A 21825-nucleotide genomic window follows, 5' to 3' on the forward strand; every position below is an offset into this window, starting at 1 on the left:
GCCATGGCCATGACCGCATCGGCCACGCCCATCACGATCGAGCACGTGACGATCCCTTCGACGAAACCCTTCGACGCCGTGCGCCAGGCCCTGGAGGATGCGGTCCCGCCCCTCGACCACGGCTACGCGGTCCTCGTCCAGGCGGGCCGGGCCGAGGAGGCGCGCAGCCAGCTCGCGCGCGCGGCCCCGCTCTCGATCTTCGGCCAGCGCGATCACGGCGCCCTGCTGCGGATCGCCGGCCTGGAGCGCAAGGCCATTCAGTACGACATCGGCAACCCGCTGACCGCCTCCCGCATGACGTGCCACGTGCTCTCGGCGGCCCTGTACGCGCCGATCCGGGTGCTGCTGCGGGAGGGCGCCGACGGCGTCGCGTTCGAGTACGACCGGCCGGCGACCGCCTTCGGCCAGTTCCACGATGAGGCCGTCGATGCGGTGGCGCGCGATCTGGACGCGCAGCTGCGGGCGACGCTGATCGCGGCGGCCGCGTGACCGGCCCTCCGGGAGCCCCGCCCCGCCCGGTCGCGCATCGCCTTCGGCGTCTCGGGAGCGTGCGATCGCGGATCAGCACGCGGCTGCACGCGGAAGCCGCCGGATGAACGGGGCGGAGACTTGGCGGCAAAGCTGCATGGCCTTACCCGTCCCGTGACCGGAATGGAGCTTCCCGATGACGCGCACCGTGGACGTGGCCGGTTGGCGGCCTGTGCCGACCTGGGCGCACGGACTGACGCGGTCGCGGGCCGAGCCCGCGGCGGCGCGGGCGGCACACGGCGCCCGCAGCCCTGCCCGGGGACGGCCGGCATGAGCGTCGGACTCGCGCCCGCGGCCGATCGGCTGATCGTCACCACCGAGGCCGACTGGAACGACGCCTGGTACCTGGTCTGCATGAAGGTCTCGGCGATCGGCTTCGTGGTCGCCGACGCGCGCGAACGCGTCGCCGCCCTCGACGCGCTGCGAGCCGCCGGGATCACCGACATCTCCGGCTATCTCGACGCCCATCCCGCCGTGGCGGACCGGCTGCGGCACGGGATGGTCATCCTCGACGTCAACGAGGCGGCCGTACGGATGTTCGGCGCCGCCGGCCGCGCGGACATGATCGGGCAGCGCACGCAGCGCTTCTTCGATCCGCTCTGCACCGCGCAGGTCAATTCGGCGCGGGCCTTCGCGACCGGCGCCACCGCGTTCCAGCAGCAGGCGCACAGCGTCCGGCTGGACGGGAGCCGCTTCGAAACGCTCTTCTGCGTGGTGCCGCGGGCGGACGGGGCGACCTCCGGCCTGTGGCTGGCCTCCTTCGTCCGACATCACCGAGCACGTTCAGAGGCAGACATCCCTCAACACGCTGCGCGACGAGCTCGCGCATGTCGCCCGGATCTCGACCCTGGGCGAACTCTCCGCCTCCATCGCCCACGAGATCGGCCAGCCGCTGTCGTCGATCGGCATGACCGCCGGGGCCATGCTGCGCCTCCTCGACCGGGACAATCTCGACCGAGACCTGCTCCGGCGGCAATGCCAGCGCATCGTCGATCAGGTCGCCCGCGCCGGCGACATCATCGATCGCACGCGCCGCATGGCCACCAAGCGGGACAGCGTCCGGACACTCGTGTCCGTCGCGGAGGTCCTGACGGAATCCGTGCAGTTCGTGCGGCACGATCTCGACCGCATCGACGTCCGGTTCAGCCTCGCCTGCGCCGGCAGCGACGCGCTGGTCCAGGCCGACCGGATCCAGCTGCAGCAGGTCTTCGTCAACCTGCTGATGAACGCCATTCAGATCCACCGGCACGCCCGCACAATGATGCCGGAGATCATGATCGAGACCTCCGATCACGGCGCGTCCGTCGTGATCGACATCCTCGACAACGGGCCGGGCATCGACCCGGTGAACGCCGAGCGGCTGTTCGACGGGTTCTTCACCACGCGCGCCGAAGGACTCGGCCTGGGTCTCGGGATCTGCCGCACGATCGTCGCGGCGCATGGCGGTTCGATCGAGGCGGGCGCTAGAAGTCATGCGCCGGGCGCCCGCTTCTCCGTCCGTCTGCCGCTCCATCGGACGTGAACGGGTCGCCTGATGCGTGCGCCCGCGATGCGGCGGTGCGGGCGGGCTGTTGGGCTGCGAAGTGCCGTCGATTTCGGAGCGTCCAGATGGCGCTAGATGAAATGGGCCGGCAGCGCCAACGCTTGCGCGGACTGGATCAAGGCTAGCGCCAGGCCGGCAACCATGATCCACGCCACGATGCGGTCCGCGCCGGTCACGCTGCGGGTCATCATCCGGGTGGCCATCCGTCGTCTCCCCCTCACCACGAAAGCCGGTCGGCTGTTCTGGGACGAATGTATGGCCAAGCTGGTTTGCGTGCGGATTGCGTCGCTTGTTGCGTGCGCCGGGCGGATCGCGGGAGCCCCGGTGACAGGCTCCTGACGCGTCGGCTCAGATCAACCCGACGGCCTCTTCCGGAAAGCGGATCGCGAACACCGCCCCGAGCCCGGGTCCCGCGCTCTCGGCCGTGGCGCGGCCCCCGTGCAGCTCGGCGATGCGGCGGACGATCGAGAGGCCGAGGCCCGTGGAATTCTCGCCGCCGGTGGGTTTCGCCGAGAGCCGCTGGAAGCGCCCGAACACCCGGGTCGAATCCTCCGGCGACAGGCCGGGCCCGTGATCGGCGACCGCGCAGACCAGCTCCGCACCCCGCGGACCCGGCTCGCGGCTGACCCGGACGCTGATCGCGCCGCCGGCCGGGCTGTACTTGATCGCGTTGGAGACGAGGTTGTCGAGGGCCTCGCGCAGGCGCTCGGCGTCGCCGCAGAGGAACAGCTCGTCCGGGCCGTCGCAGACCAGGGTCTGGCCCTTGGCGTCGGCCAGCGGCCGGTCGGCCTCGCAGACCTCCCGGGCGAGTCCCGCGAGGTCGACGGGCTCGCGGCGCAGGCTGATGTCGAGGGCGTCGTTCATCGCATCCGCCATGAGGCTGTCGATCATGGTCGTCAGCCCCTTGGCGCTGGCGCGCACGTGCTGCACCTGCGCCCGCATCTGCTCGCGGTCGCCCTGCATGTCGATCAGGTCGGACAGCATCTCGGCGCGGCCGAGGATCACCGCCAGCGGGTTCTTCAGGTCGTGCGCGATGGTGCCGAGGATCTCGGTCTTGAGGCTGTTGGCCCGCCGCAGGTCCGAGCGCTGCAGGTCCAGACGGCGGTTCGCCCGGATCAGCTCGGCGGTGCGCTCGACCACCCGCCGCTCCAGGTCGGCGTTGGTCTGCTGCAGCCGCTCGTAGAGGATGACGTTGTCGAAGGCGATCGACAGCCGGCTCGTGAACAGCGCGATGAGCGAGCGGTCCGTCTCGGAGAGCTGCCGGTCGGCCTCGATCAGCGCGACGATCTCGCTGCCGCTCGCGGTGTGCAGGTACAGGGTCGACCAATGCTCGCCGAAGCTGTGGCGGCGCTCGGCGAAGGCCCGCTCGGCGAGGGGCTGCACCCGTTCCTCCAGCGGCCAGGCCGGCTCGCGGCCCGCGTAATGTCCGTAGCAGCCGGACCCGGCCAGCACGCAGAAGCGCTCCTGCGGGGCCGCGGTCTCGCGCAGGACCAGGATGCCGGCGCAGGCGACGTTCAGGAGCGAGGCGACCTGGGTGAGGACGCCCTCGGCCAGCCGCTGCATCGACTTGTGGTCGAGGAGCATCGGGGCGGCGTCGATGATGATCTCCAGCCCGCGCCGGGTCTCGTCGAGGCGCTTGAGCTGCTGGTAGGCGCGGAGCGCCGCGGTGAGGCTGGTGAACAGCTTGTCGGCGGTGAGTTCGGTCTTCGCCTTGTAGTCGTTGATGTCGTAATCGGCGATGATCCGCCGCTCCGGCGCCTGGCCGGGCTGGCCGGTCCGCAGGATGATCCGAACGGTCTCCTGCCGGAGGTCGCGCCGGATGTAGTCGGCGAGGTCCAGCCCGGCGTTGTCGGTCTCCATCACCACGTCGAGCAGCACCACCGCCACGTCGCGGCGCTCGGCGAGCAGCACCCGCGCCTCCGCGGCCGAGCGGGCGGTGAGGATCTCCAGGCCGCGCCCGTCGAGGGTGTAGCTCGCCAGGGCGTAGCGGGTGCCGTCATGGACCGCCGGATCGTCGTCGATCACGGCGATGACCCACGCCCCCGCATTCGGTTTCGCCTCATCGAGATCGTCCGGGATCAGCGTGAGGGTGTCGTCATCCATGGCTGTGGCCTGAAATGCTGCTCGAAACCTGACGAGTACGCTAGCAATCGTGTTGAAAACTTGTCACGCTATCGTGATCCGATACGATTCCTACATTCGTTCCAGAGCGAAGCCGGAAAGTGCGCACAGCCGCGATGACCATTCCAGACAGCCCCGCCCTCGGCACCGCCCGTGGCGGCGCGGTGATGCCTTCTATTGCCGTGGTCGATGACGAGGCAGCGACCCGCGAGATGGTGGGGGATTACCTGAAGCTCCACGGGTTCTCGGTGGTCCTGTGCGACGGTGGACGCGCCCTGCGGGAGCACCTCGTCCGGCAGAGCCCGGACCTGATCGTGCTCGACCTGAACATGCCCGAGGAGGATGGGCTCTCCATCGTGCGCGACCTCAAGGCCCGGACGGCGATCCCGATCATCATGCTCACCGCCACGGCGAGCGCGATCGACCGGGTGGTCGGGCTGGAGCTCGGGGCCGACGATTACTTGCCCAAACCGTGCGAGTTGCGGGAACTGGTCGCCCGGGTGCGCTCCGTGCTGCGTCGCGTGCAGGCGCCGGGCGCCGCGCCGGTGCCGAGCCCGGACGTGGGACGCCGGATCCGGTTCGGGACCAAGTGGCTGGAACTCGACGCCCTGCGCCTGAGCGACGATGCCGGCCTCGAACAGGCGCTCACCCGCTCGGAATTCGATCTGCTGAAGGCGTTCGCCGACAACCCGCGGCGCGCCCTGTCCCGCGAGCGGCTGCTCGACCTCGCCGATGCCCGCGACCCGGACGCGTTCGACCGCGCCATCGACGTGCGGATCAACCGCATCCGCAAGAAGGTCGAGCCGGATCCCGGCAATCCGCGCTACATCCGTACGGTCAGGGGCCTCGGATACATCTTCCGGCCTGAGGGAGACTGATGAAGGGCGCTGAAATATTGCGTCCCGGCCTGCGGACGCAACATTTCGGCGCTCGGGCCGGCCGGGACGCAATAACCGCGGCACGGAGAGCCCCTATCAGCGTGGCACGACCGAGGGCCGAGGCGGCCCGGAGGACAGGCCATGCGACATCTGATCGGACCCTCGTCGGCCGCGGCGGCCGGCACGCTCTGCGTTCTGGCGCTCGTCGGCCTGGTCGCCCCGGGCGGCGCGGCGCCGGTGGCGGATCGCGATGCGCGGGCCTCCGCCGCGTCTCTCCGTGACGGCGCACCCTGTGCCGGCGCGGCCTGGCCGTACCCGCCGGGCGCCTGTGCGGGCCCCGGCGAAGCGGATGCGCCGCCCCGCCGCGTGCGGCTCATCGCGGTCGAGCCCGCGCCCGGCTCGCGGTGAGAGGCGGGGACCGCCATGCCGCATTTCAGCGACGATCCCGGCGCCGGCGACGATCCCAACCTGCTGCGCCGGCTGCACCGCATGCTGCACGGCCGGGATCCCGCGCCGCGGCGCCCGCCGACCCGGGCGGAACGTTTCGGCGTGCCGGCGCCGCTCGGCGCGCCCGCGCCCACCGATGGCGCGCGTGATCCGCAGGATGCGGTGCTGGCCGGTCCCGACCCGCGACCGGCCGGTTCCCGACCCCGCTGAGACTGCGCGGGGTGGATGGCTGCGACGCCGTCTGTGCGGGCGCAGCGACGCAATCCAGCAGCGCCGCACCGACCGGACGCGCGCTGCCCTGGGTCACACCGCGGCGCGCGTGATGACGGAGCGGTCAGCATCGACCGAAGGCTTCGAACGGAAACGGGATGGCCGCGTCGCCGGGCCGCCGGGACTCGCCGGAACGCTGCCCGATTGCACCGCGCTCCGGCACCGCTTTAAGTTGATGCCGGACCCCTATGTCGGGACGCGGATGCGGGTTGGACCCAAGATCGCCCTGGTCGGAGGCGTGCCGATCCTCGCCGCCGGCGCGATCGCCATGGCCGGCTGGCTCCTCCTGGCCCAGGAGGAGCGCGCCCGCGGCGGGGCGGTCCTGGTCGCCGACGTGTACCACGACATCGCCACCGCGCGTCTGGTCCGTGACCAGTACGCCGCCGCGGACGCGCAGGACCGACAGACCTACGCCGAGCGCTTCGCCGGGCTGACGGCGCGGGCCGAAGCGGGCCTCGGCCGGCTCACGGGCTTCGCCCGCATCGACGCGCAGCGCTCCCGCATCGCCTCGGTGGAAGCGGCGCTCGCCCGCTACCGGAGCCAGATGGAGGCCTTCGTCCGGCGCACCCAGGAGAATGACGGCCTGATCCGCGAGATGAATCAGCGGGCCGACACCCTGATCGACCTCACCGACCGGGCGCGCCTGCGGCAGCAGGCCTCGAACGCCGACCTCGCCCGCTCGCTGGCCGAGAAGGTCGAGGCCTTGCGGGTCGCCCGCGGCCTCGTCGCCCGCCTCAACGCCCTGCGAGTCCGGACCGCCGAGAGCGCGGTGATCGCCGCGCAAGGCGCCGCCCAGAGTGCCGGCCAGAGCACCGGCCAGGCCGCCGATCCGGCCGGACCCGCGGCCGCCGAGTCCGAGGCCCAGCGCGCGCAGGCCCGCTTCCGCGCCGCCAGCCGCGACCTGGCGGCGGCGCTGCGGGACGACGGCCGCGAGGCCGAGGCCGAGGCGCTCGACGCCCTGACCGTCGAGGCCGCGGGGCAGAACCCGGACCGCGGCAAGCTCGACGGCTGGATCGAGCGCAATCTCAAGATCGAGACCTCCGGCCAGGAGAGCCTGCACGACGAGGTGGCGCAGCTGCTGGCCTATTCGGTGGAGGCCAACGAGATCGAGCAGGCCACGCAGAACGTCGCCATCGGCACCCTCAAGCTCGGGCCGCGCACGGCGGGCGCTCTGCTGCACCGCGACGCCGCTCTCGCCGAGCGGATGCTGGCCGAGGGCGAGCGCCTCGCCCGGAGCGCCGGCGCCCTGCCGATCTCGCCGCTGATCCAGGCGGAGATGATCCAGGCCCTCGACGGCTGGCGGGCGCGTCTGACGACCACCATCGGGGGCCTGCGGAGCCAGAACGCCATGATCGTCGCGATGGACGGGCTCGCCGCGACGATGATCGACAGCGCCAAGGCCCTCAACGACGCCTTCGTGGGCGACGCCGACCGGTTCGGCATCTTCATCCAGCGGATCCTGCTCGTCGGCGCGGCCGGGCTGCTGCTGTTCGGCGCCCTGGTGGTGATCTGCGTCGCCCGTTCGATCCTGGTGCCCCTGCGCGCCCTGCAGGGCGACATGGTGATGCTGACCGGCAACCCGGCGGGCGCGGCCGTGCGCGGCACGGGCCGTCGGGACGAACTCGGCGACATCGCCCGCGCCACGGCCGTCTTCGTCTCCGAGATCACGCGCCGGGAGGGGGCGCTGCGCCGGGCCAAGGATCAGGCCGACGTCGCCCTGGTCGAGCTGCGCCGGACTCAGGACAACCTCGTCCGGGCCGAGAAGCTCGCCTCCCTCGGGCAGCTCGTGGCCGGGGTCGCCCACGAGATCAACACGCCGCTCGGCATCGCGCTGACCACCGGGACGCTCATGAGCGACGAGGCGCGGACCTTCCGGACGGGCCTCGCCGCCGGCACGCTGTCGCGCTCCCGGCTGAACCACTTCGTCGACCGGGTCGAGGAGGGCGCCACCCTGCTCTGCACAAACCTCACCCGGGCCGCCGACCTCGTTCAGGGCTTCAAGCAGGTCGCGGTCGACCGGGTCAGCGACGAGAGCCGCAGCGTCGTGCTGGCGACCTGGCTCGACGACCTGCTGGCGAGCCTGCGGCCGATGCTGCGCAAGGGCGGCCACACGGTGGAGCGCGCGCCTGCCCGGAGGACCTCGTCATCGACACCAATCCCGGCGTGCTGGCGCAGATCGTGACCAACCTGATCGCCAACGCGGTCGTGCACGGCTTCCGCGCGGGCGAGCCGGGCCGGATCGCCGTGGACGTATCGGAACGGGACGGCGGCCTCGTGCGGATGGAGGTCCGCGACACCGGCCAGGGCATCCCGCCGGAGCACCTCGACCGGATCTTCGATCCGTTCTTCACGACGGCGCGCAGCGCCGGCAGCACGGGGCTCGGCATGCACATCGTCCACAACCTCGTGACCGCCAAGCTCGGCGGCCGCATCGCGCTCACCAGCGAACTCGGCCAGGGCACAGTGGTGCAGGTCGAGTTTCCCGCCCGCCGCGCGGACACGGCCGCCCGGGCGCTCCCCACCGCGATCGGGACACCGTGAGGCCGGCCGCGGGAGGCCGGGCCGGGCTCCTCGCCCTGGCGGCCGGCCTGCTTCCAGGGCTTCTCCTGGCGCCCGGCCCGGCGGCGGCCCGCACCTTCGTGTTCTGCTCGGAGGGCAGCCCGGAGAGCTTCGATCCCGCCCGCGCCACGACCACCACCACGATGAACGCGGCCTGGCAGGTCTACAACACGCTGGTGGAGTTCGCGCCCGGGACCACGACGATCCGCCCGGGCCTCGCCGAATCCTGGACAGTCTCGGAGGACGGCCGGACCTACGTCTTCGCCCTGCGGGACGGCGTCCGCTTCCACGCCAATTCGCGCTTCACCCCGACCCGCACCCTGAACGCCGAGGACGTGGTGTTCTCCTTCGCTCGGCAGCGCCGGGCCGGACCCGACGGTGCCGCGCCGGGCTTCACCTACTTCCACGATCTCGGCCTCGCCGACCTGATCGAGGCGATCGACGCGCCGGATCCGCGCCACGTCCGCTTCCGGCTGCGCGAGGCCGACACCACGTTCCTCGCCAACATCGCCCAGGCCTTCGCGGCGATCCTGTCGGCCGAGTACGCCGCAGCCCTCGCGGCCGGCAACGCGTCGGACGACCTCGCCCGGGCGCCGATCGGGACCGGTCCGTTCGTGTTCGAGGGCTACCGGCCGGATCAGGTCCTGCGCTATCGCGCCTTCCCGGATTACTGGCGCCGCGGGGCGGACGAAGGCGAACCGGGGGAGCGCCCCGACGGCCTCGTCTTCGCGATCACCCCGAATGCGGCGGTGCGGCTGACCAAGCTGCGGGCCGGGGAGTGCCACGCCATGGCGTTCCCGGCGACCGGGGATCTCGACGCGATCCGCGCGGAGCCGGGCCTGACGCTGCTCGCACTCGCCGAGCTCAACGTCGCCTATCTCGCCCTCAACACGACGAAGGCGCCTTTCGACGATGTCCGGGTGCGGCGCGCCGTCAATCTGGCGATCGACCGGCAGGCGATCGTGGCCGGCGTCTACGGCGATGCCGGCCTCCTGGCGCAGGGGCCGCTGCCGCCGGGGATCTGGGCCCACGACGCCGACCTGCCGGACACGCCCTTCGACCGCGCCGAGGCCCTGCGCCTGCTGGCGGAAGCGGGGCTCGCCGAGGGTTTCGAGACCGACCTGTGGTACCCGCCGGTCAGCCGGCCCTACAACCCGAACGGACGGCGCGTCGCCGACATGATCCAGGCCGACCTCGCGCAGGTCGGCATCCGCGCGCGCCCGGTCACGCGCCCCTGGAACGCGTACCGCGCCGCGCTCTATGGCGGGGAGCCCAGCCTGATGCTCTACGGCTGGACGAGCGACAACGGCGATCCGGACAACTTCCTGAACGTGCTGCTCGGCTGCAAGGCCGCCCAGGCCGGCGGGGCCAACCTCGCCCGCTGGTGCGACCCAGCCTACGACCGGCTGGTCGAGGCCGCCCGCCGCACCGGCGACCGCGAGGCGCGGCAGGCCCTCTACCGCCAGGCCCAGGCCATCGTCCGGAAGGCGATGCCCTGGGTGCCCCTGGCGCACAGCAAGGTCCATCTGGCGATCCGCAACGACGTGCTCGGCCTGACGATGGATCCCCTCGGCCGCCACCTGTTCGAGACGGTGCGGTTCCGCGCGTCCCGGTGACGGCAACGCCGTCCTTGCCAGCGCAGCGAAGCAATCCAGCCGGCGCCATGGTCACCGAGGTCGCGGTGCCCTGGGTCGCTTCGCTGCGCTCGCGATGGCGGCGCGGGCCGACCTATCCGCCATGCTCACTTCTTGGTCCGCTGCTGGAAGACCCGCAGCACCTGGTTGCCCCGCGCCACGGCGTCGCCGAGCGCCTGCTGCGGCGGCTTCGCGCCGTTGAGCGCCGCCTCCAGCTCCTCGGCCCACAGGTCGCGGATCTGCAGCATGTTGCCCAGGCGCAGGCCGGCGGTGTTGCGCGTCGGCGGGCGTCGGGTGAGTTCCTGCACGGCGACGTGGAGCTGCGGGTGCCGCTCGAAGAAGCCCTCCGCCACCGCGTCAGCATAGGCGGCGCGCGTCGTGGGGATGTAGCCGGTGTTCCGGTACAGCGCGGCCTGCTGGCGTCCCTCCATGGGAAGGCCAGGAACCGGGCGACGCCGCGGTACTCGTCCGGCGTCTTGCCCTGCATCACGTAGAGCGAGCCGCCGCCCAGGATCGCGTTCTGCGGCTCGGCGACCACGTCGGGGTAGAAGGGCATCGGCGCCACCGTCCAGTCGAACCGGGCCGCGGTCGAGACCTTCCCGTAGAGGCTCGGCGAGGTGAGGAAGATCGCGCAGTCGCCCGAGACGAACCGGCTCTCCCCGCGGTTGACGCGGTCGTTGTACGCGAACACGCCCGCGCGGTGCAGGTCGGCGAGGTTCTGCAGATGGCGGACCTGGAGCGGGCCGTTGAAGACGAGTTCGGCGTCGTAGCCGTCCAGGCCGTTGGAGCGGGTCGCGAGCGGCCGGTCGTGCCAGACGGAGAGCTGCTCGAGATGCACCCAGGTCGGCCAGGCCGAGGACAGCGCGCACCGCGTGCCGTCCGCCGCCTTGAGCCGCCGCGCGGCCGCGAAGACCTCCGGCCAGGTCGCCGGCAGATGATGGGCGTCGAGGCCCGCCTGCCGGAACCGGTCGCGGTTGATCCACATCACCGTCGAGGAGACGTTGAACGGCAGGGACAGCATCCCGCCCTCGGAATCCAGGTAATTGGTGGCGACGACCGGCAGGAAATCCTCCGGCATCGCCGAGAGCCCCGCCTCCCGCATCACGGTGGCGACCGGCCTGACGGCGCCGATGGCGGCCGCCATGGTCCCGTTGCCGACCTCGAAGACCTGGAGCAGGTGCGGCGCCGCGCCGGTGCGGTAGGCCGTGATGCCGCTGCTGATCGTCTCGGCGTAGCTGCCCTTGTAGACCGGGACGACCCGGTAATCGGCTTGCGACGCGTTGAAGGTCTCGGCGAGGCGGGTCACCAGCTCGCCGTTCGGCCCGTCGAGGGCGTGCCAGAACTGCAGCTCGGTGACGGCGGCGGCCGGGAGCGGGCGCAGCGCGAGAAGCAGGCCGGCGATCAGCAGCCCCAGGCGGACGAGGCCGCCGCGCGGGGCGTTCCGCGTCGCTCTGCTCATGCCAGCCGCTCCGGAAGCCACAGCCGCAGCACCGTGCCGGCGCCGGCGCTGCTCTGCAGTTCGACCCGCCCCTGGAGGCGGTTCACCACGAGGTTGTGGACGATGTGCAGGCCGAGGCCCGTCCCGCCGCGGGCGCGGGCGGTGGTGAAGAACGGGTCGAACACGCGGCCGAGATCGGCGCTGTCGATGCCGCGCCCGTCATCCGCGATGGACAGGTCGATCCCGTCCCCGGTCCGCTGCGCCGTGATGGTGATGCGGCCGCCCTCCCGGTCGCGGAAGCCGTGCTCGATGGCGTTCTTGACGGCGTTCGATACGACCTGCGCCAGGATGCCCGGGAGCGTGTCGGCGACGAGGTCGGGCGGGCACTCGACCACGAAGGCGTGCCGGCCCGGCCGCGCCAGGGCCCGCAGGCTCTTCAGCAGCTCGTCGATCCAGTCCGCGAGGTTCAGCGCGCGGCGGTCCTCGATCGCCTGATCGGCCGCCACCTGCTTGAAGCTGTAGAGGAGGTCGGCCGCCCGCATGAGGTTGCTGGTCAGGAGCTGCGCGCCCTCCTGCATCCGCCCGGCATACTGGGTCAGCCGCGAGCGGGAGAGCTGGTTGTCCCCGACCAGGCGCGCGAACGCGGCTGAGTCGGACTGGACCTGCGTGGCCGTGGTCAACGCGATGCCGAGCGGCGTGCTGATCTCGTGCGAGACTCCGGCCACGAGCTGGCCGAGCGAGGCGAGCCGCTCGGCCCGGATCAGGTCCTCCTGGGCCTGCCGCAGGGTCGTGAGCGCGTCGTCGGCCCGCTGGGACGCGTTGCGCCGGTCCGCCTCCCGGCGGCGGATCTGCTCCAGGAACGCGTTGGTCGCCCGGGCGATGTCGCCGAGCTCGTCGCGCCGGGCGAGCAGGTGGCCGTCCCGGCCGATATCCTCCGGCGTGGGCGCGCCGGCGGCGGTGACGATGCTGTGCTGGAGGGCGTGCAGCGGCCGGGTGATCGAGCGCGCCACCGCGGCGGCGGCCCCGATCCCGAGGCACAGGGCCCCGACCGCCCCGACGATCAGGAGCTGCCGGATCACGCTGCCGAACTGGTCGGCGTCGCCGATGAAGGCCCGGCTCAGGGTCTGGGCGTTGGCGCTCATCGTGGCGGCCCGCCGGTCCATGTCGGCGATGGTCTCGTTCTGCTCGCCGATCTTGTCGATCGTTGCGGCGAGCTGCGTGCGCCAGCCGTCGATCGCCCCCGCCATCTCGTCGCGGATGCTCACCGGGATGAGCAGCGTCCGGGAGGTGCCGGACAGGTCCGCGCCCGCCGCCAGCACCCGGGACGCTTCGGCGGTGTCCCGGCCCGCCAGCGCCGCATCCGTCCGCCGGGCGAGGCGCAGGGCCGTGAGGGCGATGTCCTGGGCGGAGAGCTCGGCCTCGTTCGACAGGACCGAGTGCCGGATGAGGAGCGCGACCTCCTCGTAGAGCCGGCTCTGGCGGGCGACGTTCACCTGGACGAGCTGGTCGCACCACTCGACCAGAACGCGGCCCGCCTGGGTGGCGCGGGTCAGCTCGAACCCCTCCGAGAGCACCCGGTTGAGGTCATCCTCGGTCCGGCTCCGGTCGCGATAGGCCTTGAGCAGCTCCGTCGCCCGGTCGGCCGCCCCGGCCTCGCCGTCGACGCGCAGGACCCGGCGCAGCCGGTCGCCCACGGCATCGAGCTGCCGCAGATCCGCGGCGAGTTCGTCGAACTCGATCGGGAAAACCGGGCGGCCGATGCGCGCCCGGTTCAGCTCCGCCGTGCTGATCGCCTCGCGCAGCTCCCGCAGCGCGGTGACGACGCCCTGGTTCCGCTCCAGCTCGGCGTCCTTGACGGCGAGCACGGCGATCAGCTGGGCGTTGTCCTGCTGCTGGCGCCGGCGCGCGACGTCGGTCAGCGCCACCAGGGCGTCCGCCCGCCGGGCCATGTCGGCGATCGTCGCATTCGCCGCCTGCTCGGAGAGCAGGAGCGCGCGCATCCGCGTCACCTGCGAGGTCAGATCGCCCGTCACGGTCGCCACGAGGGCGGCCTGCCGCGCGTCCGCGCGAGGCGCTCCAGCCTTTCGAGCTGCGCCGTCGCCGTCGCGGCGCGCTCGCCGAAGCGGCGCTCGGCCCCGTCCCGCCCCGCGACGCTGCCGCTCAGGGCATCCGCCCGCGCCCGGTTCATCGCCGCGAGCGTCTGCGCCGTCTCCGTCGCCACCACGGCGCCGGCCCGGGCGCGCTCGGCCTCGTGGAGCAGGATCCAGGCGCCGAGCGCGATCGCGGCCGCGACCAGGATCGGGATCGCCCCGACCACGAGGACGCGGCGCGCGATGCCGGACCTGCCGAACCCGCGCATCATCGCGCCCCACACCGTGTCCCGCGCCCCGCCACCGTTGCGGTCTCCCGTTCCGCCGCCGACCTTGCGACGACACATTCGGTTATTGTGACATCCGCGCGATGACTTCCCGAGAGCACTGAAGCAACACGGGACGCAATATTCCCGCATCACGAAACCCGTAGACACCGCCCCGCACAACGGTCCTCGAAGACCGAAAGAGGGGAAACACCATGCTCGACGTCATCGCCCGCCTGCTGCTCTCGGCCGGCATCCTGACCGGCACCACCTACCTGCCGATGCTCTCGCAGGCCGTCACCGCCCAGCCGGCCGACGCCCCGGCCTCCGCGATGGCTGTCCGTGCCTGCCCGGCGAAGGCCGCCGCGCCCGGCGCCCGCGCGCTGGCCTGCATCGGCTGACCGGCCATGGACGCGCTCCCCCTGGTCCTGCTCGTCGGCGGGAATGTCCTGCTCGCCATCCTGATCCCGCTTCTCGTCTGAGCCGGCTGTGAGGACCCAGGGCGGTTGCCCCGGTGCGCGGCCTCGGTTAGCCGGACCAGGCGGTCGGCGCGCGTCGCGCTCCGCGTTTGGACCCGCCTCCGGCCACGCATGCCCGAGATTGCACGCCTCGACAGGGACCGACGCCGCGTCGCGGCGGTCGTCGTGGCGATCCTGATCGGCCTCGGCGATCCGCGGCCGGCCTTGTCCCTCGAGCAGCCGGACAGCCCGCGCCCCGCGCGGCCGTCCCGGCCGGTGGCGCCGGAGCTCGCTGCGGCCCTCGCCGCCTACCGGACCTACGTCATCGCCCAGGCCGACGCCTTCGTGCGCGAGACCGCGCGCTTCGTCGCGGCGATCCAGGCCGGGCAGCTCGCGGAGGCGCGCCGGCTCTACGCCCCGGCGCGCGCACCCTACGAGCGCATCGAGCCGGTGGCGGCCCTGTTTCCCGAGCTGATCAAGCGCCTCGACGTGCGCAGCGACGAGTTCGAGCTGCGCGAGCGCGATCCCGCCTTCGTGGGCTTCCACCGCCTGGAGATGGCGCTCTTCACCCACGGCACCACGGAGGGCCTCGGCGAGGTCGCGGAGCGGCTCGCGACCGAGACCGTGACCCTGCGCGACCGCATCGTGGCGCTGGCCATTCCGCCCGCGAGGGCGGTCGGGGCCGCTTCGGCCCTGATCGAGGGGATCGCCGCCACCAAGATCAGCGGCGAGGAGGAGCGCTACAGCCGCACCGACCTGTGGGACTTCCAGGCCAACATCGAGGGCTCGAAGGTGGTGTTCACGCTCCTGCGGCCCTTGCTGGCGGACCGGGACTTCGTGGCCCGGGTCGAGCGCAGCTACAAGCGGGTCGAGGACCTGCTCGCCCGCTACCGCAGCCCGGATGGCGGCTTTCAGAGCTACGACAACCTCACGGCCCGGGACCGCAACGCCCTCAAGGGGCCGATCACGCTGCTCGCCGAAGACCTGTCGACGTTGCGCGGCCGTCTGGGGTTAGACTGAAACCATTGCCAAGGTGCCGTCCTGTCGTCTTTGTTCGCGACGACACGCGGCAGAACGAACAGATTTCGTCGAGCGATGATGCGCTTTCCGTCTCCGGTCTCCACCCGCCGCCGTTTCCTCGGCGGTCTCGGCGCGGTCGCGCTCCTCGCTCCGGCCCGGGCCGAGGATGCGACGCCCACGCCGGCGACCGAGGGCACGCTCGTCGCCCAGCCGTTCTACGGGCCCCACCAGGCCGGGATCGTCACCCCGCAGCCGGCCGCCGCCCTCTACGTCGCCTTCGACGTGCTGGCCGAGCGTCGGGGCGAGCTGCCCCACCTGTTCCGGACGCTGACCGAGCGCCTGGCCTTCCTGACCCGGGGCGGCGCCGTGCCCGATGTCCACCCGCAGCTGCCGCCGCGCAATTCCGGCATCCTGGGTCCCACGGTCCTGCCGGACAACCTCACCGCCACCGTCTCGATCGGCGCGAGCCTGTTCGACTACCGGTTCGGCCTGGCGCGCGCCCGCCCGCGCCATCTCGGGCCCATGGAGCGCTTCTCCAACGACGCCCTCGACCCGGCCCAGTGCCACGGCGACCTGCTGATCCAGTTCTGCTCGAACACGGCCGAGACCAACATCCACGCCCTGCGCGACGTCATCAAGGCGACGCCCGGCCTGCTGGCGCCCCGCTGGAAGATCGAGGGTTTCCTGCCGCCCCACGTGGTGAAGACCATGGGGGCCGACACCGTGCGCAACATGCTGGGCTTCAAGGACGGCACCGCCAATCTCGACGTTCGGGATTCCCGGCTGATGGACCGCTACGTCTGGGTGGCGGCGGGGCAGGACGAGCCGGCCTGGACGGCGGGGGGCAGCTACCGTGGTGCGGATCATCCGCACCCTCGCCGAGCGCTGGGACCGCACGCCGCTCGGCGAGCAGGAGGCGATCATCGGCCGGCACAAGGGCAGCGGCGCGCCGCTCCGGCAGGGCCACGAGCGCGACACCCCCGACTACGCGGCCGATCCGGACGGCGAGGCCATCTCGCTCGCTGCCCATATCCGCCTCGCCAACCCGCGCCTGCCCGGCACCGAGGGCAGCCTGATCCTGCGTCGCAGCTACAATTACTCCCGCGGGCTGACCACGGCCGGGCAGCTCGATATGGGCCTGCTGTTCGTCTGCTATCAGGCCGACCTCGCGGCCGGCTTCATCACCGTCCAGAACCGCCTCTCCGGCGAGGGCCTCGAGGAGTACATCCGCCCGGTCGGCGGCGGCTACTTCTTCGCCCTGCCGGGGGTCGCGGGGCCCGAGAGCTTCCTGGGGGAGGGGCTGCTCGCCGCCGTGTAGGCTGATCGCGTCCCGATCCGCGTGGACTTGGCCGCCCGGGGTTGGTCCTGCGCACCGTCATCCCGGGGCCGCGCAGCGGAGCCCGGGATCCAAAGCCGCCGACGCGCCAATGCCTTGCTCCGTCGGTGGTTCTGGATTCCGGGCGCGCCTGCGGCGCCCCGGAATGACGGCATGGCCGGCAGCCCAAGCGAATTCCTGATCGAGGGACGCGATCTCGATCCTGGCGCGCCGCCGGGGAACGCGGTTCGATGCCGCGAGGCGGGCGGGCCGCGGATCGACGGAACCTGTCACCACACCCCATCCCTCAAGAACCGCCGCGCCCGCGGCCTTGCGCAATCCGGAAGCCGACGCCTACAAGTTTGCCGGCTCAAGCTCGGCCTGGATCGAGCGGCAACACGGCGGAGCGGCCTAAGGCCTTGCTCCGCATGGAGGAAACCGCGTGACAATCGCCCGATACGGTGCCGCCCTGGCGCTGCTCTGGGGACTGGGTTCGGTGTCGCCCGCCAAGGCCGACGACTGCCCCAATCGCGGCCAGCTCGACGACGCGTACTGCGACGCCAACAAGGACCTCGTCGCCGATGTGCCGGCGAAGACCCGCGATCCCAGCGTCATCGTGTTCGCCTACACACCGGTCGAGGATCCCGCGGTCTACGAGAATTCCTTCAAGCCGTTCACCACCTATCTGAGCCAGTGCACGGGCAAGCGGGTCGTCTACTACCCCGTCCAGTCGAACTCGGCCGAGATCGAGGCGATGCGCTCCGGCCGGCTCACGGTGGCGGGCTTCTCGACGGGCCCGCTCGGCTTCGCCGTCAACATGGCCGGCGCGATCCCGTTCGCCGCCAAGGGCACCGAGAAGGGCGCCGAGGGCTACAACCTCATCGTCGTGGTGAAGGCGAACAGCCCGTACAAGACGCTCACCGACCTCAAGGGCAAGCGGGTCGCCCACACCGCCCCGTCATCGAATTCCGGCAATCTCGCCCCCAAGGCGCTGTTCCCCGAGCAGGGCCTGAAGCCGGGCGAGGATTACAAGCTCATCTACTCCGGCGGCCACGACAAGTCGGCGCTGGGCGTCGGCACCGGCGATTACGACGCGGCGCCGGTGGCCTCCGACGTATTCTACCGGATGGTCGCCCGCGGCACGATCAAGGGCGACGATTACCGGGTGATCTACACGAGCGAGAAGTTCCCGACCTCGGGCTTCGCCTACGCCCACGACCTCAAGCCGGAACTCGCCGAGAAGCTGAAGCAGTGCTTCTACGATTTCCGCTTCCCGCCCGACATGGTGAAGGATTTCGAGGGCGACGACCGCTTCGCGCCGATCACCTACCTCAAGGACTGGGCGATCGTCCGCAAGGTCGCGGAGGAATCGGGCACGCCCTACAACAAGACCGCCTACGAGCGGGAGGCCGCCCGCGAGGCCGAGGCGGCGCGCAAGAAGGCCGACGGCACGGGCAAGCCGTGACCGCGGGAACCGCGCTGCGCGGGCCCACCGCCGGGCCGGACGCGGGCGTCCGGGCGGACGATCCGCGCGCCCTGGTGATCCGTGGGCTCACCAAGGAGTACCGGCCCGGCCAGCCGGTCCTGAAGGGCATCGACCTCGTGGTGCCGGGCACCGGCCTCACCGCGATCATCGGGCCGTCGGGGACCGGCAAGAGCACCCTGATCCGCTGCATCAACCGCCTCGTGCAGCCGACGTCGGGGGAGATCCTGTTCCGCGGCGAGGATCTCGCCCAGCTCTCCGGCCGCCGCTTGCGCCAGGCGCGGCGCCGGATCGGGATGGTGTTCCAGGAATACAACCTCGTCGAACGCCTGACCGTGATGGAGAACCTGCTCTGCGGGCGCCTCGGCTACGTGCCGGTCTGGCGCGCGTGGCTGCGGCGGTTCCCCGAGGCCGACATCGCCCGGGCCTTCGACCTCCTCGACGCGGTCGGCCTCTCGGGCTTCGCCACGCGCCGGGCCGACGCCCTCTCGGGCGGCCAGCGCCAGCGCGTCGGCATCGCCCGGGCGATCATGCAGGAGCCCGAGATCGTGCTCGCCGACGAGCCGACCTCGTCCCTCGACCCGAAGAGCTCCGTCGAGATCATGGAGATCCTGTCGCGGCTCGCGGCCGAGCGCGGCGTGCCGGTGGTCGTCAACATCCACAACGTGGCGCTCGCCCAGCGCTTTGCCGCGCGCATCGTCGGCATGTCGGGCGGCCACGTGGTCTATGACGGGCCGCCCGACCGCCTGAGCGAGCGGGACCTGCGCGGCATCTACGGCGGCGAGAACTGGCTCGAATGAGCGCCGCCGCCGGACGACCTCCCGCGGGCGTTCCCCGCGACGCCGCGTTCCGTCCGAACTGGACGGCGCGGATCGGCTGGGCGCTCCTCGCCCTCTACGCGCTCTACGCCGCCAGCCAACTCGGCTTCGTGCCGGAGCGCCTCGCCAGCGGGCTCGGCCATGGCCGGCAGTTCCTGGCCCGCATGTTCCCGCCGAACTTCTCGCGCTGGGAGCTGATCCAGTCCGGCATCGTCGAGAGCCTGCAGATCGCCGTGATCGCCACGGTGATCGGCATCGTGATCGCCCTGCCGATCGGCTTCCTCGCGGCGCGCAACCTGATGCCGTCCTGGGTGACGTGGCCGACGCGGGCGCTGATCGCCCTGTGCCGCTCGTTCCACCCGATCATCGTGGCGATCCTGTTCGTGAAGGCGATCGGCTTCGGGGCGCTGGCCGGCGTGATGGCGCTGATCGTCGCCTCGGTCGGCTTCATCGCGAAGCTGTTCGCCGAGGCGATCGAGGAGATCTCCCTGAAGCAGGTCGAGGCGGTGCGGGCGACCGGCGCGGGCTTCCTGTCCACGCTGATCATGGGCGTGCAGCCGCAGGTCCTGCCGCGCTTCATCGGCTTCGCCACCTACCAGCTCGATTCCAACCTCCGGAACTCGACCATGGTGGGGATCGTGGGCGGCGGCGGCATCGGCGCGACGCTGTTCACCGCCTATCAGCGCTTCGACTACGACGTCGTGCTGGCGATCCTGATCGTGATCGTCGCGCTGATCATGGTGGCCGAGATCGTGTCGGGCTGGGCGCGGAAGGTGTTCCAGTGAGCGCCGCCGCCGCGACCGTCTCCGCCGCTCCGGCCCCGCGCCGTTGGCAGCGCTTCTCCCTGGGTAAGCGCCTCGCGCGGCTCGCCTTCACGCTGTTCGCGGTGGCCGCCTTCGTGACGAGCCTGCGCACGATCGAGGTGATCCCCGAATTCCTCTACGACGCCCCCGACCAGCTCGCCGACCTGTTCGGGCGGATGTGGCCGATGGATGCCGGCTATGTCGGCCCGACGCTGCGGGCCCTGGTCGAGACGCTGCACATCGCGACGCTCGGCACGCTGATCGCGATCGGCATCGCGGTGCCGATCGGGCTGCTGGCGGCGCGGAACGTGACGCCCAGCCTGCCCCTGAACCTGCTGGCGAAGTTCGTGTTCGTGACCTCCCGCTCGGTGAATTCCCTGGTCTGGGCGCTGCTGTTCGTGGCGGTGTTCGGCCCGGGGCCGCTCGCCGGCACGCTGGCGATCGCGCTGCGCTCCGTGGGGTTCACCGGCAAGCTGTTCGCCGAGGCGCTGGAGGAGGCGAACCGCGGCTCGATCGAGGCGCTGCAGGCCGCCGGGGCCGGGCGGCTCTCGACCCTGCTGCTCGGCTACTGGCCGCAGGTGAAGCCGGCCTTCTGGTCGATCGCGCTGTTCCGCTGGGACATCAACATCCGGGAATCGGCCGTGCTCGGCCTGGTCGGCGCCGGCGGCATCGGCGTCGCGCTCGATACGGCGCTCAACCTGCTCTACTGGGATCAGGTGGCCGTGGTGCTCGCCGCCATCTTCGCCACCGTCATCGCGGCCGAGATCGTGGTCACGACCGTGAGAGCCCGCATGCTCTGAGCCTCGCAGGCGACAGGTTCGGGTGGCGCGTCGATGCCCGGATCCCGCCGCGGACCGGTGCTTGACGCTGGGATGCCAGCCATGCCCTCCTGTCGGCAACAAAAAATCCGCCTCGGAGGAATGTCTGCCATGACGCTGATCCGGTGCTGCGTTCTCTCGGCCGCGATCAATCTGGCCGCCCTGATCGGGCCGGCTTCCGCCGAGCCGATCCGCGTCAAGGTCGGAATCCTCAACGACATGTCCGGCGTCTACGCGGATACCGGCGGCAAGGGCTCCGTCGTCGCCGCGCAGATGGCGGTCGAGGATTTCGCCAAGACCAACCCGGACGTGCAGGTCGAGGTCGTCTCGGCCGACCACCAGAACAAGCCCGATGTCGGGGCCGCCGTCGCCCGCCAGTGGTACGACCGCGAGGGCGTCGACGCGATCCTCGACGTGCCGACCTCCTCGGTGGCGCTGGCGGTGAGCGAGGTCACGCGCGAGAAGAACAAGGTCTTCATCGATTCGGGCGCCGGGACCACGGAGCTGACCGGCCGGCAATGCTCGCCGAACACGATCCAGTGGACCTACGACACCTACGCGCTGGCGCACGGCACGGCCGGCGCCATGCTCAAGCGCGGCGGCGACGCGTGGTACTTCCTCACCGCCGACTACGCGTTCGGCCTCTCGCTGCAGAACGAGGCCACCGCGGTGATCGACAAGGGCGGCGGGCGGGTCCTGGGCGCCGCCCGGGTCCCGTTCCCCGCCACCGACTTCTCCTCGTTCCTGCTGCAGGCCCAGGCCTCGGGGGCGAAGGTGGTGGGGCTGGCCAATGCCGGCGGCGACACGGTCAACGCGGTCAAGCAGGCGCACGAGTTCGGGCTGACCGAGAGCGGCCAGAAGCTCGCCGCGCTGCTGATCTACGCCGTCGACGTCCACGCGATCGGCCTGCAGACCGCGCAGGGGCTGGTGCTCACGGAATCGTTCTACTGGGACCTCAACCCTGGGACGCGGGCCTTCTCCGAGCGGTTCTACCCGCGCAACGGCAACAGCATGCCGACGATGAACCATGCGGGCGTCTATGCTGGGCTGCTGCACTACCTGAAGGCGGTGGCGGCGACGAAGTCGACGGACCCGCAGACGACCATGGCCTGGATGAAGGCCAACCCGACGGACGACCCGCTGTTCGGCAAGGGCACGGTCCGGGCGGACGGGCGCAAGGTGCACCCGATGTACCTGTTCGAGGTGAAGGCGCCCTCGGAATCGAAGGGTCCGTGGGACCTCTACAAACTCCTCGACACGATCCCAGCCGAGCAGGCCTTCCGCCCCCTGGCCGAGGGGGGCTGCCCGCTCGTCGGCAAGCTGTAGAAACGGGAGC

At 71.7% G+C, this 21825-nt stretch carries 20 protein-coding genes and 2 pseudogenes; 16 read left to right on the top strand and 6 right to left on the bottom strand.

Annotated features, from left to right (window positions below):
* Positions 1 to 3: 3 nt before the first annotated feature.
* The gene (locus M6G65_RS26175; protein WP_238198779.1) at positions 4 to 489 is read left to right on the top strand and encodes a DUF302 domain-containing protein; all 486 of its coding nucleotides are present in this window, start codon (positions 4 to 6) and stop codon (positions 487 to 489) included.
* A 72-nt stretch (positions 490 to 561) separates the two neighbouring features.
* Here M6G65_RS26175 and M6G65_RS26180 read toward each other — a convergent pair whose 3' ends face one another.
* The gene (locus M6G65_RS26180) at positions 562 to 1197 is read right to left on the bottom strand and encodes a hypothetical protein (protein ID WP_250103074.1); all 636 of its coding nucleotides are present in this window, start codon (positions 1195 to 1197) and stop codon (positions 562 to 564) included.
* A gap of 238 nt (positions 1198 to 1435) precedes the next feature.
* Between M6G65_RS26180 and M6G65_RS26185 the strand changes: the two genes are divergently transcribed.
* Positions 1436 to 2050, top strand: coding sequence for a sensor histidine kinase (locus M6G65_RS26185; protein WP_250103075.1), 615 nt, complete (start codon positions 1436 to 1438; stop codon positions 2048 to 2050).
* Between the two features lie 92 nt (positions 2051 to 2142).
* Here M6G65_RS26185 and M6G65_RS33575 read toward each other — a convergent pair whose 3' ends face one another.
* The gene (locus M6G65_RS33575; protein WP_283214896.1) at positions 2143 to 2274 is read right to left on the bottom strand and encodes a hypothetical protein; all 132 of its coding nucleotides are present in this window, start codon (positions 2272 to 2274) and stop codon (positions 2143 to 2145) included.
* A 145-nt stretch (positions 2275 to 2419) separates the two neighbouring features.
* Positions 2420 to 4174, bottom strand: a complete 1755-nt coding sequence (locus M6G65_RS26190) for a DUF3369 domain-containing protein (RefSeq protein WP_250103076.1) — start codon at positions 4172 to 4174, stop codon at positions 2420 to 2422.
* 134 nt (positions 4175 to 4308) lie between these two features.
* Here M6G65_RS26190 and M6G65_RS26195 point away from each other — a divergent pair, with 134 nt between their 5' ends.
* The 6 genes from M6G65_RS26195 to M6G65_RS26215 all read left to right on the top strand — a co-directional run bounded on the left by M6G65_RS26195 (position 4309) and on the right by M6G65_RS26215 (position 9962).
* Positions 4309 to 5070 carry a response regulator gene (locus M6G65_RS26195; protein ID WP_238198776.1) on the top strand — a complete coding sequence of 254 codons (762 nt, stop codon included), beginning with the start codon at positions 4309 to 4311 and terminating at the stop codon, positions 5068 to 5070.
* 141 nt (positions 5071 to 5211) lie between these two features.
* Positions 5212 to 5478, top strand: coding sequence for a hypothetical protein (locus M6G65_RS26200; protein WP_238198775.1), 267 nt, complete (start codon positions 5212 to 5214; stop codon positions 5476 to 5478).
* 15 nt (positions 5479 to 5493) lie between these two features.
* Positions 5494 to 5727 carry a hypothetical protein gene (locus M6G65_RS26205; RefSeq protein ID WP_238198774.1) on the top strand — a complete coding sequence of 78 codons (234 nt, stop codon included), beginning with the start codon at positions 5494 to 5496 and terminating at the stop codon, positions 5725 to 5727.
* Positions 5728 to 5989: 262 nt separating this feature from the next.
* Positions 5990 to 7969, top strand: coding sequence for a HAMP domain-containing histidine kinase (locus tag M6G65_RS26210; RefSeq protein WP_430929511.1), 1980 nt, complete (start codon positions 5990 to 5992; stop codon positions 7967 to 7969).
* Positions 7951 to 8328 (top strand): sensor histidine kinase, encoded by a 378-nt coding sequence (locus tag M6G65_RS34100; RefSeq protein WP_430929512.1) that lies wholly within the window; start codon positions 7951 to 7953, stop codon positions 8326 to 8328. Before M6G65_RS26210 ends, M6G65_RS34100 begins: the two co-directional genes overlap by 19 nt.
* Positions 8325 to 9962: an ABC transporter substrate-binding protein gene (locus tag M6G65_RS26215; protein ID WP_238198771.1), complete on the top strand. Its 1638-nt coding sequence runs from the start codon at positions 8325 to 8327 to the stop codon at positions 9960 to 9962. Before M6G65_RS34100 ends, M6G65_RS26215 begins: the two co-directional genes overlap by 4 nt.
* A gap of 125 nt (positions 9963 to 10087) precedes the next feature.
* Here M6G65_RS26215 and ugpB read toward each other — a convergent pair.
* From ugpB to M6G65_RS26230, 3 genes and pseudogenes are all read right to left on the bottom strand, one after another.
* Positions 10088 to 11439 (bottom strand): annotated as a pseudogene (ugpB, locus tag M6G65_RS26220) (sn-glycerol-3-phosphate ABC transporter substrate-binding protein UgpB).
* Entirely contained in the window at positions 11436 to 13460 is a 2025-nt protein-coding gene (locus tag M6G65_RS26225; protein WP_250103077.1) for a sensor histidine kinase, read from the bottom strand. The pseudogene ugpB and the gene M6G65_RS26225 overlap by 4 nt, the downstream one beginning before the upstream one ends.
* Entirely contained in the window at positions 13448 to 13855 is a 408-nt protein-coding gene (locus tag M6G65_RS26230; protein ID WP_250103078.1) for a hypothetical protein, read from the bottom strand. The genes M6G65_RS26225 and M6G65_RS26230 overlap by 13 nt, the downstream gene beginning before the upstream one ends.
* A 134-nt stretch (positions 13856 to 13989) precedes the next feature.
* Here M6G65_RS26230 and M6G65_RS26235 point away from each other — a divergent pair, with 134 nt between their 5' ends.
* The 8 genes and pseudogenes from M6G65_RS26235 to M6G65_RS26270 all read left to right on the top strand — a co-directional run bounded on the left by M6G65_RS26235 (position 13990) and on the right by M6G65_RS26270 (position 21815).
* Positions 13990 to 14175, top strand: a complete 186-nt coding sequence (locus tag M6G65_RS26235; protein WP_238198767.1) for a hypothetical protein — start codon at positions 13990 to 13992, stop codon at positions 14173 to 14175.
* A 189-nt stretch (positions 14176 to 14364) separates the two neighbouring features.
* Entirely contained in the window at positions 14365 to 15252 is an 888-nt protein-coding gene (gene efeO, locus M6G65_RS26240) for an iron uptake system protein EfeO (RefSeq protein WP_238198766.1), read from the top strand.
* 78 nt (positions 15253 to 15330) lie between these two features.
* Positions 15331 to 16570, top strand: a pseudogene (efeB, locus tag M6G65_RS26245) (iron uptake transporter deferrochelatase/peroxidase subunit).
* 439 nt (positions 16571 to 17009) lie between these two features.
* Positions 17010 to 18032 (top strand): phosphate/phosphite/phosphonate ABC transporter substrate-binding protein, encoded by a 1023-nt coding sequence (gene phnD, locus M6G65_RS26250; protein WP_238198765.1) that lies wholly within the window; start codon positions 17010 to 17012, stop codon positions 18030 to 18032.
* A complete protein-coding gene (gene phnC, locus M6G65_RS26255) occupies positions 18029 to 18850 on the top strand; it encodes a phosphonate ABC transporter ATP-binding protein (protein WP_238198764.1) in 822 nt (273 codons plus the stop codon). Before phnD ends, phnC begins: the two co-directional genes overlap by 4 nt.
* Positions 18847 to 19653, top strand: a complete 807-nt coding sequence (gene phnE, locus M6G65_RS26260) for a phosphonate ABC transporter, permease protein PhnE (protein ID WP_238198763.1) — start codon at positions 18847 to 18849, stop codon at positions 19651 to 19653. Before phnC ends, phnE (M6G65_RS26260) begins: the two co-directional genes overlap by 4 nt.
* The gene (phnE, locus tag M6G65_RS26265; RefSeq protein ID WP_238198761.1) at positions 19650 to 20471 is read left to right on the top strand and encodes a phosphonate ABC transporter, permease protein PhnE; all 822 of its coding nucleotides are present in this window, start codon (positions 19650 to 19652) and stop codon (positions 20469 to 20471) included. Before phnE (M6G65_RS26260) ends, phnE (M6G65_RS26265) begins: the two co-directional genes overlap by 4 nt.
* Positions 20472 to 20600: 129 nt before the next feature.
* Positions 20601 to 21815: an ABC transporter substrate-binding protein gene (locus M6G65_RS26270; protein WP_250103079.1), complete on the top strand. Its 1215-nt coding sequence runs from the start codon at positions 20601 to 20603 to the stop codon at positions 21813 to 21815.
* Positions 21816 to 21825: the final 10 nt, after the last annotated feature.

This window comes from Methylobacterium tardum (genome assembly GCF_023546765.1).
GTDB lineage: Bacteria > Pseudomonadota > Alphaproteobacteria > Rhizobiales > Beijerinckiaceae > Methylobacterium > Methylobacterium tardum.

Bases quoted from the DNA above. Each gene is read 5' to 3' on its own strand.
- M6G65_RS26175 (WP_238198779.1), top strand. From the start codon at position 4: ATGGCCATGACCGCATCGGCCACGCCCATCACGATCGAGCACGTGACG.
- M6G65_RS26185 (WP_250103075.1), top strand. From the start codon at position 1,436: ATGACCGCCGGGGCCATGCTGCGCCTCCTCGACCGGGACAATCTCGAC.
- M6G65_RS33575 (WP_283214896.1), bottom strand. From the start codon at position 2,274: ATGGCCACCCGGATGATGACCCGCAGCGTGACCGGCGCGGACCGCATC.
- M6G65_RS26190 (WP_250103076.1), bottom strand. From the start codon at position 4,174: ATGGATGACGACACCCTCACGCTGATCCCGGACGATCTCGATGAGGCG.
- M6G65_RS26195 (WP_238198776.1), top strand. From the start codon at position 4,309: ATGACCATTCCAGACAGCCCCGCCCTCGGCACCGCCCGTGGCGGCGCG.
- M6G65_RS26200 (WP_238198775.1), top strand. From the start codon at position 5,212: ATGCGACATCTGATCGGACCCTCGTCGGCCGCGGCGGCCGGCACGCTC.
- M6G65_RS26205 (WP_238198774.1), top strand. From the start codon at position 5,494: ATGCCGCATTTCAGCGACGATCCCGGCGCCGGCGACGATCCCAACCTG.
- M6G65_RS26210 (WP_430929511.1), top strand. From the start codon at position 5,990: ATGCGGGTTGGACCCAAGATCGCCCTGGTCGGAGGCGTGCCGATCCTC.
- M6G65_RS26230 (WP_250103078.1), bottom strand. From the start codon at position 13,855: ATGTGTCGTCGCAAGGTCGGCGGCGGAACGGGAGACCGCAACGGTGGC.
- M6G65_RS26235 (WP_238198767.1), top strand. From the start codon at position 13,990: ATGCTCGACGTCATCGCCCGCCTGCTGCTCTCGGCCGGCATCCTGACC.
- efeO (WP_238198766.1), top strand. From the start codon at position 14,365: ATGCCCGAGATTGCACGCCTCGACAGGGACCGACGCCGCGTCGCGGCG.
- phnE (WP_238198763.1), top strand. From the start codon at position 18,847: ATGAGCGCCGCCGCCGGACGACCTCCCGCGGGCGTTCCCCGCGACGCC.
- M6G65_RS26270 (WP_250103079.1), top strand. From the start codon at position 20,601: ATGACGCTGATCCGGTGCTGCGTTCTCTCGGCCGCGATCAATCTGGCC.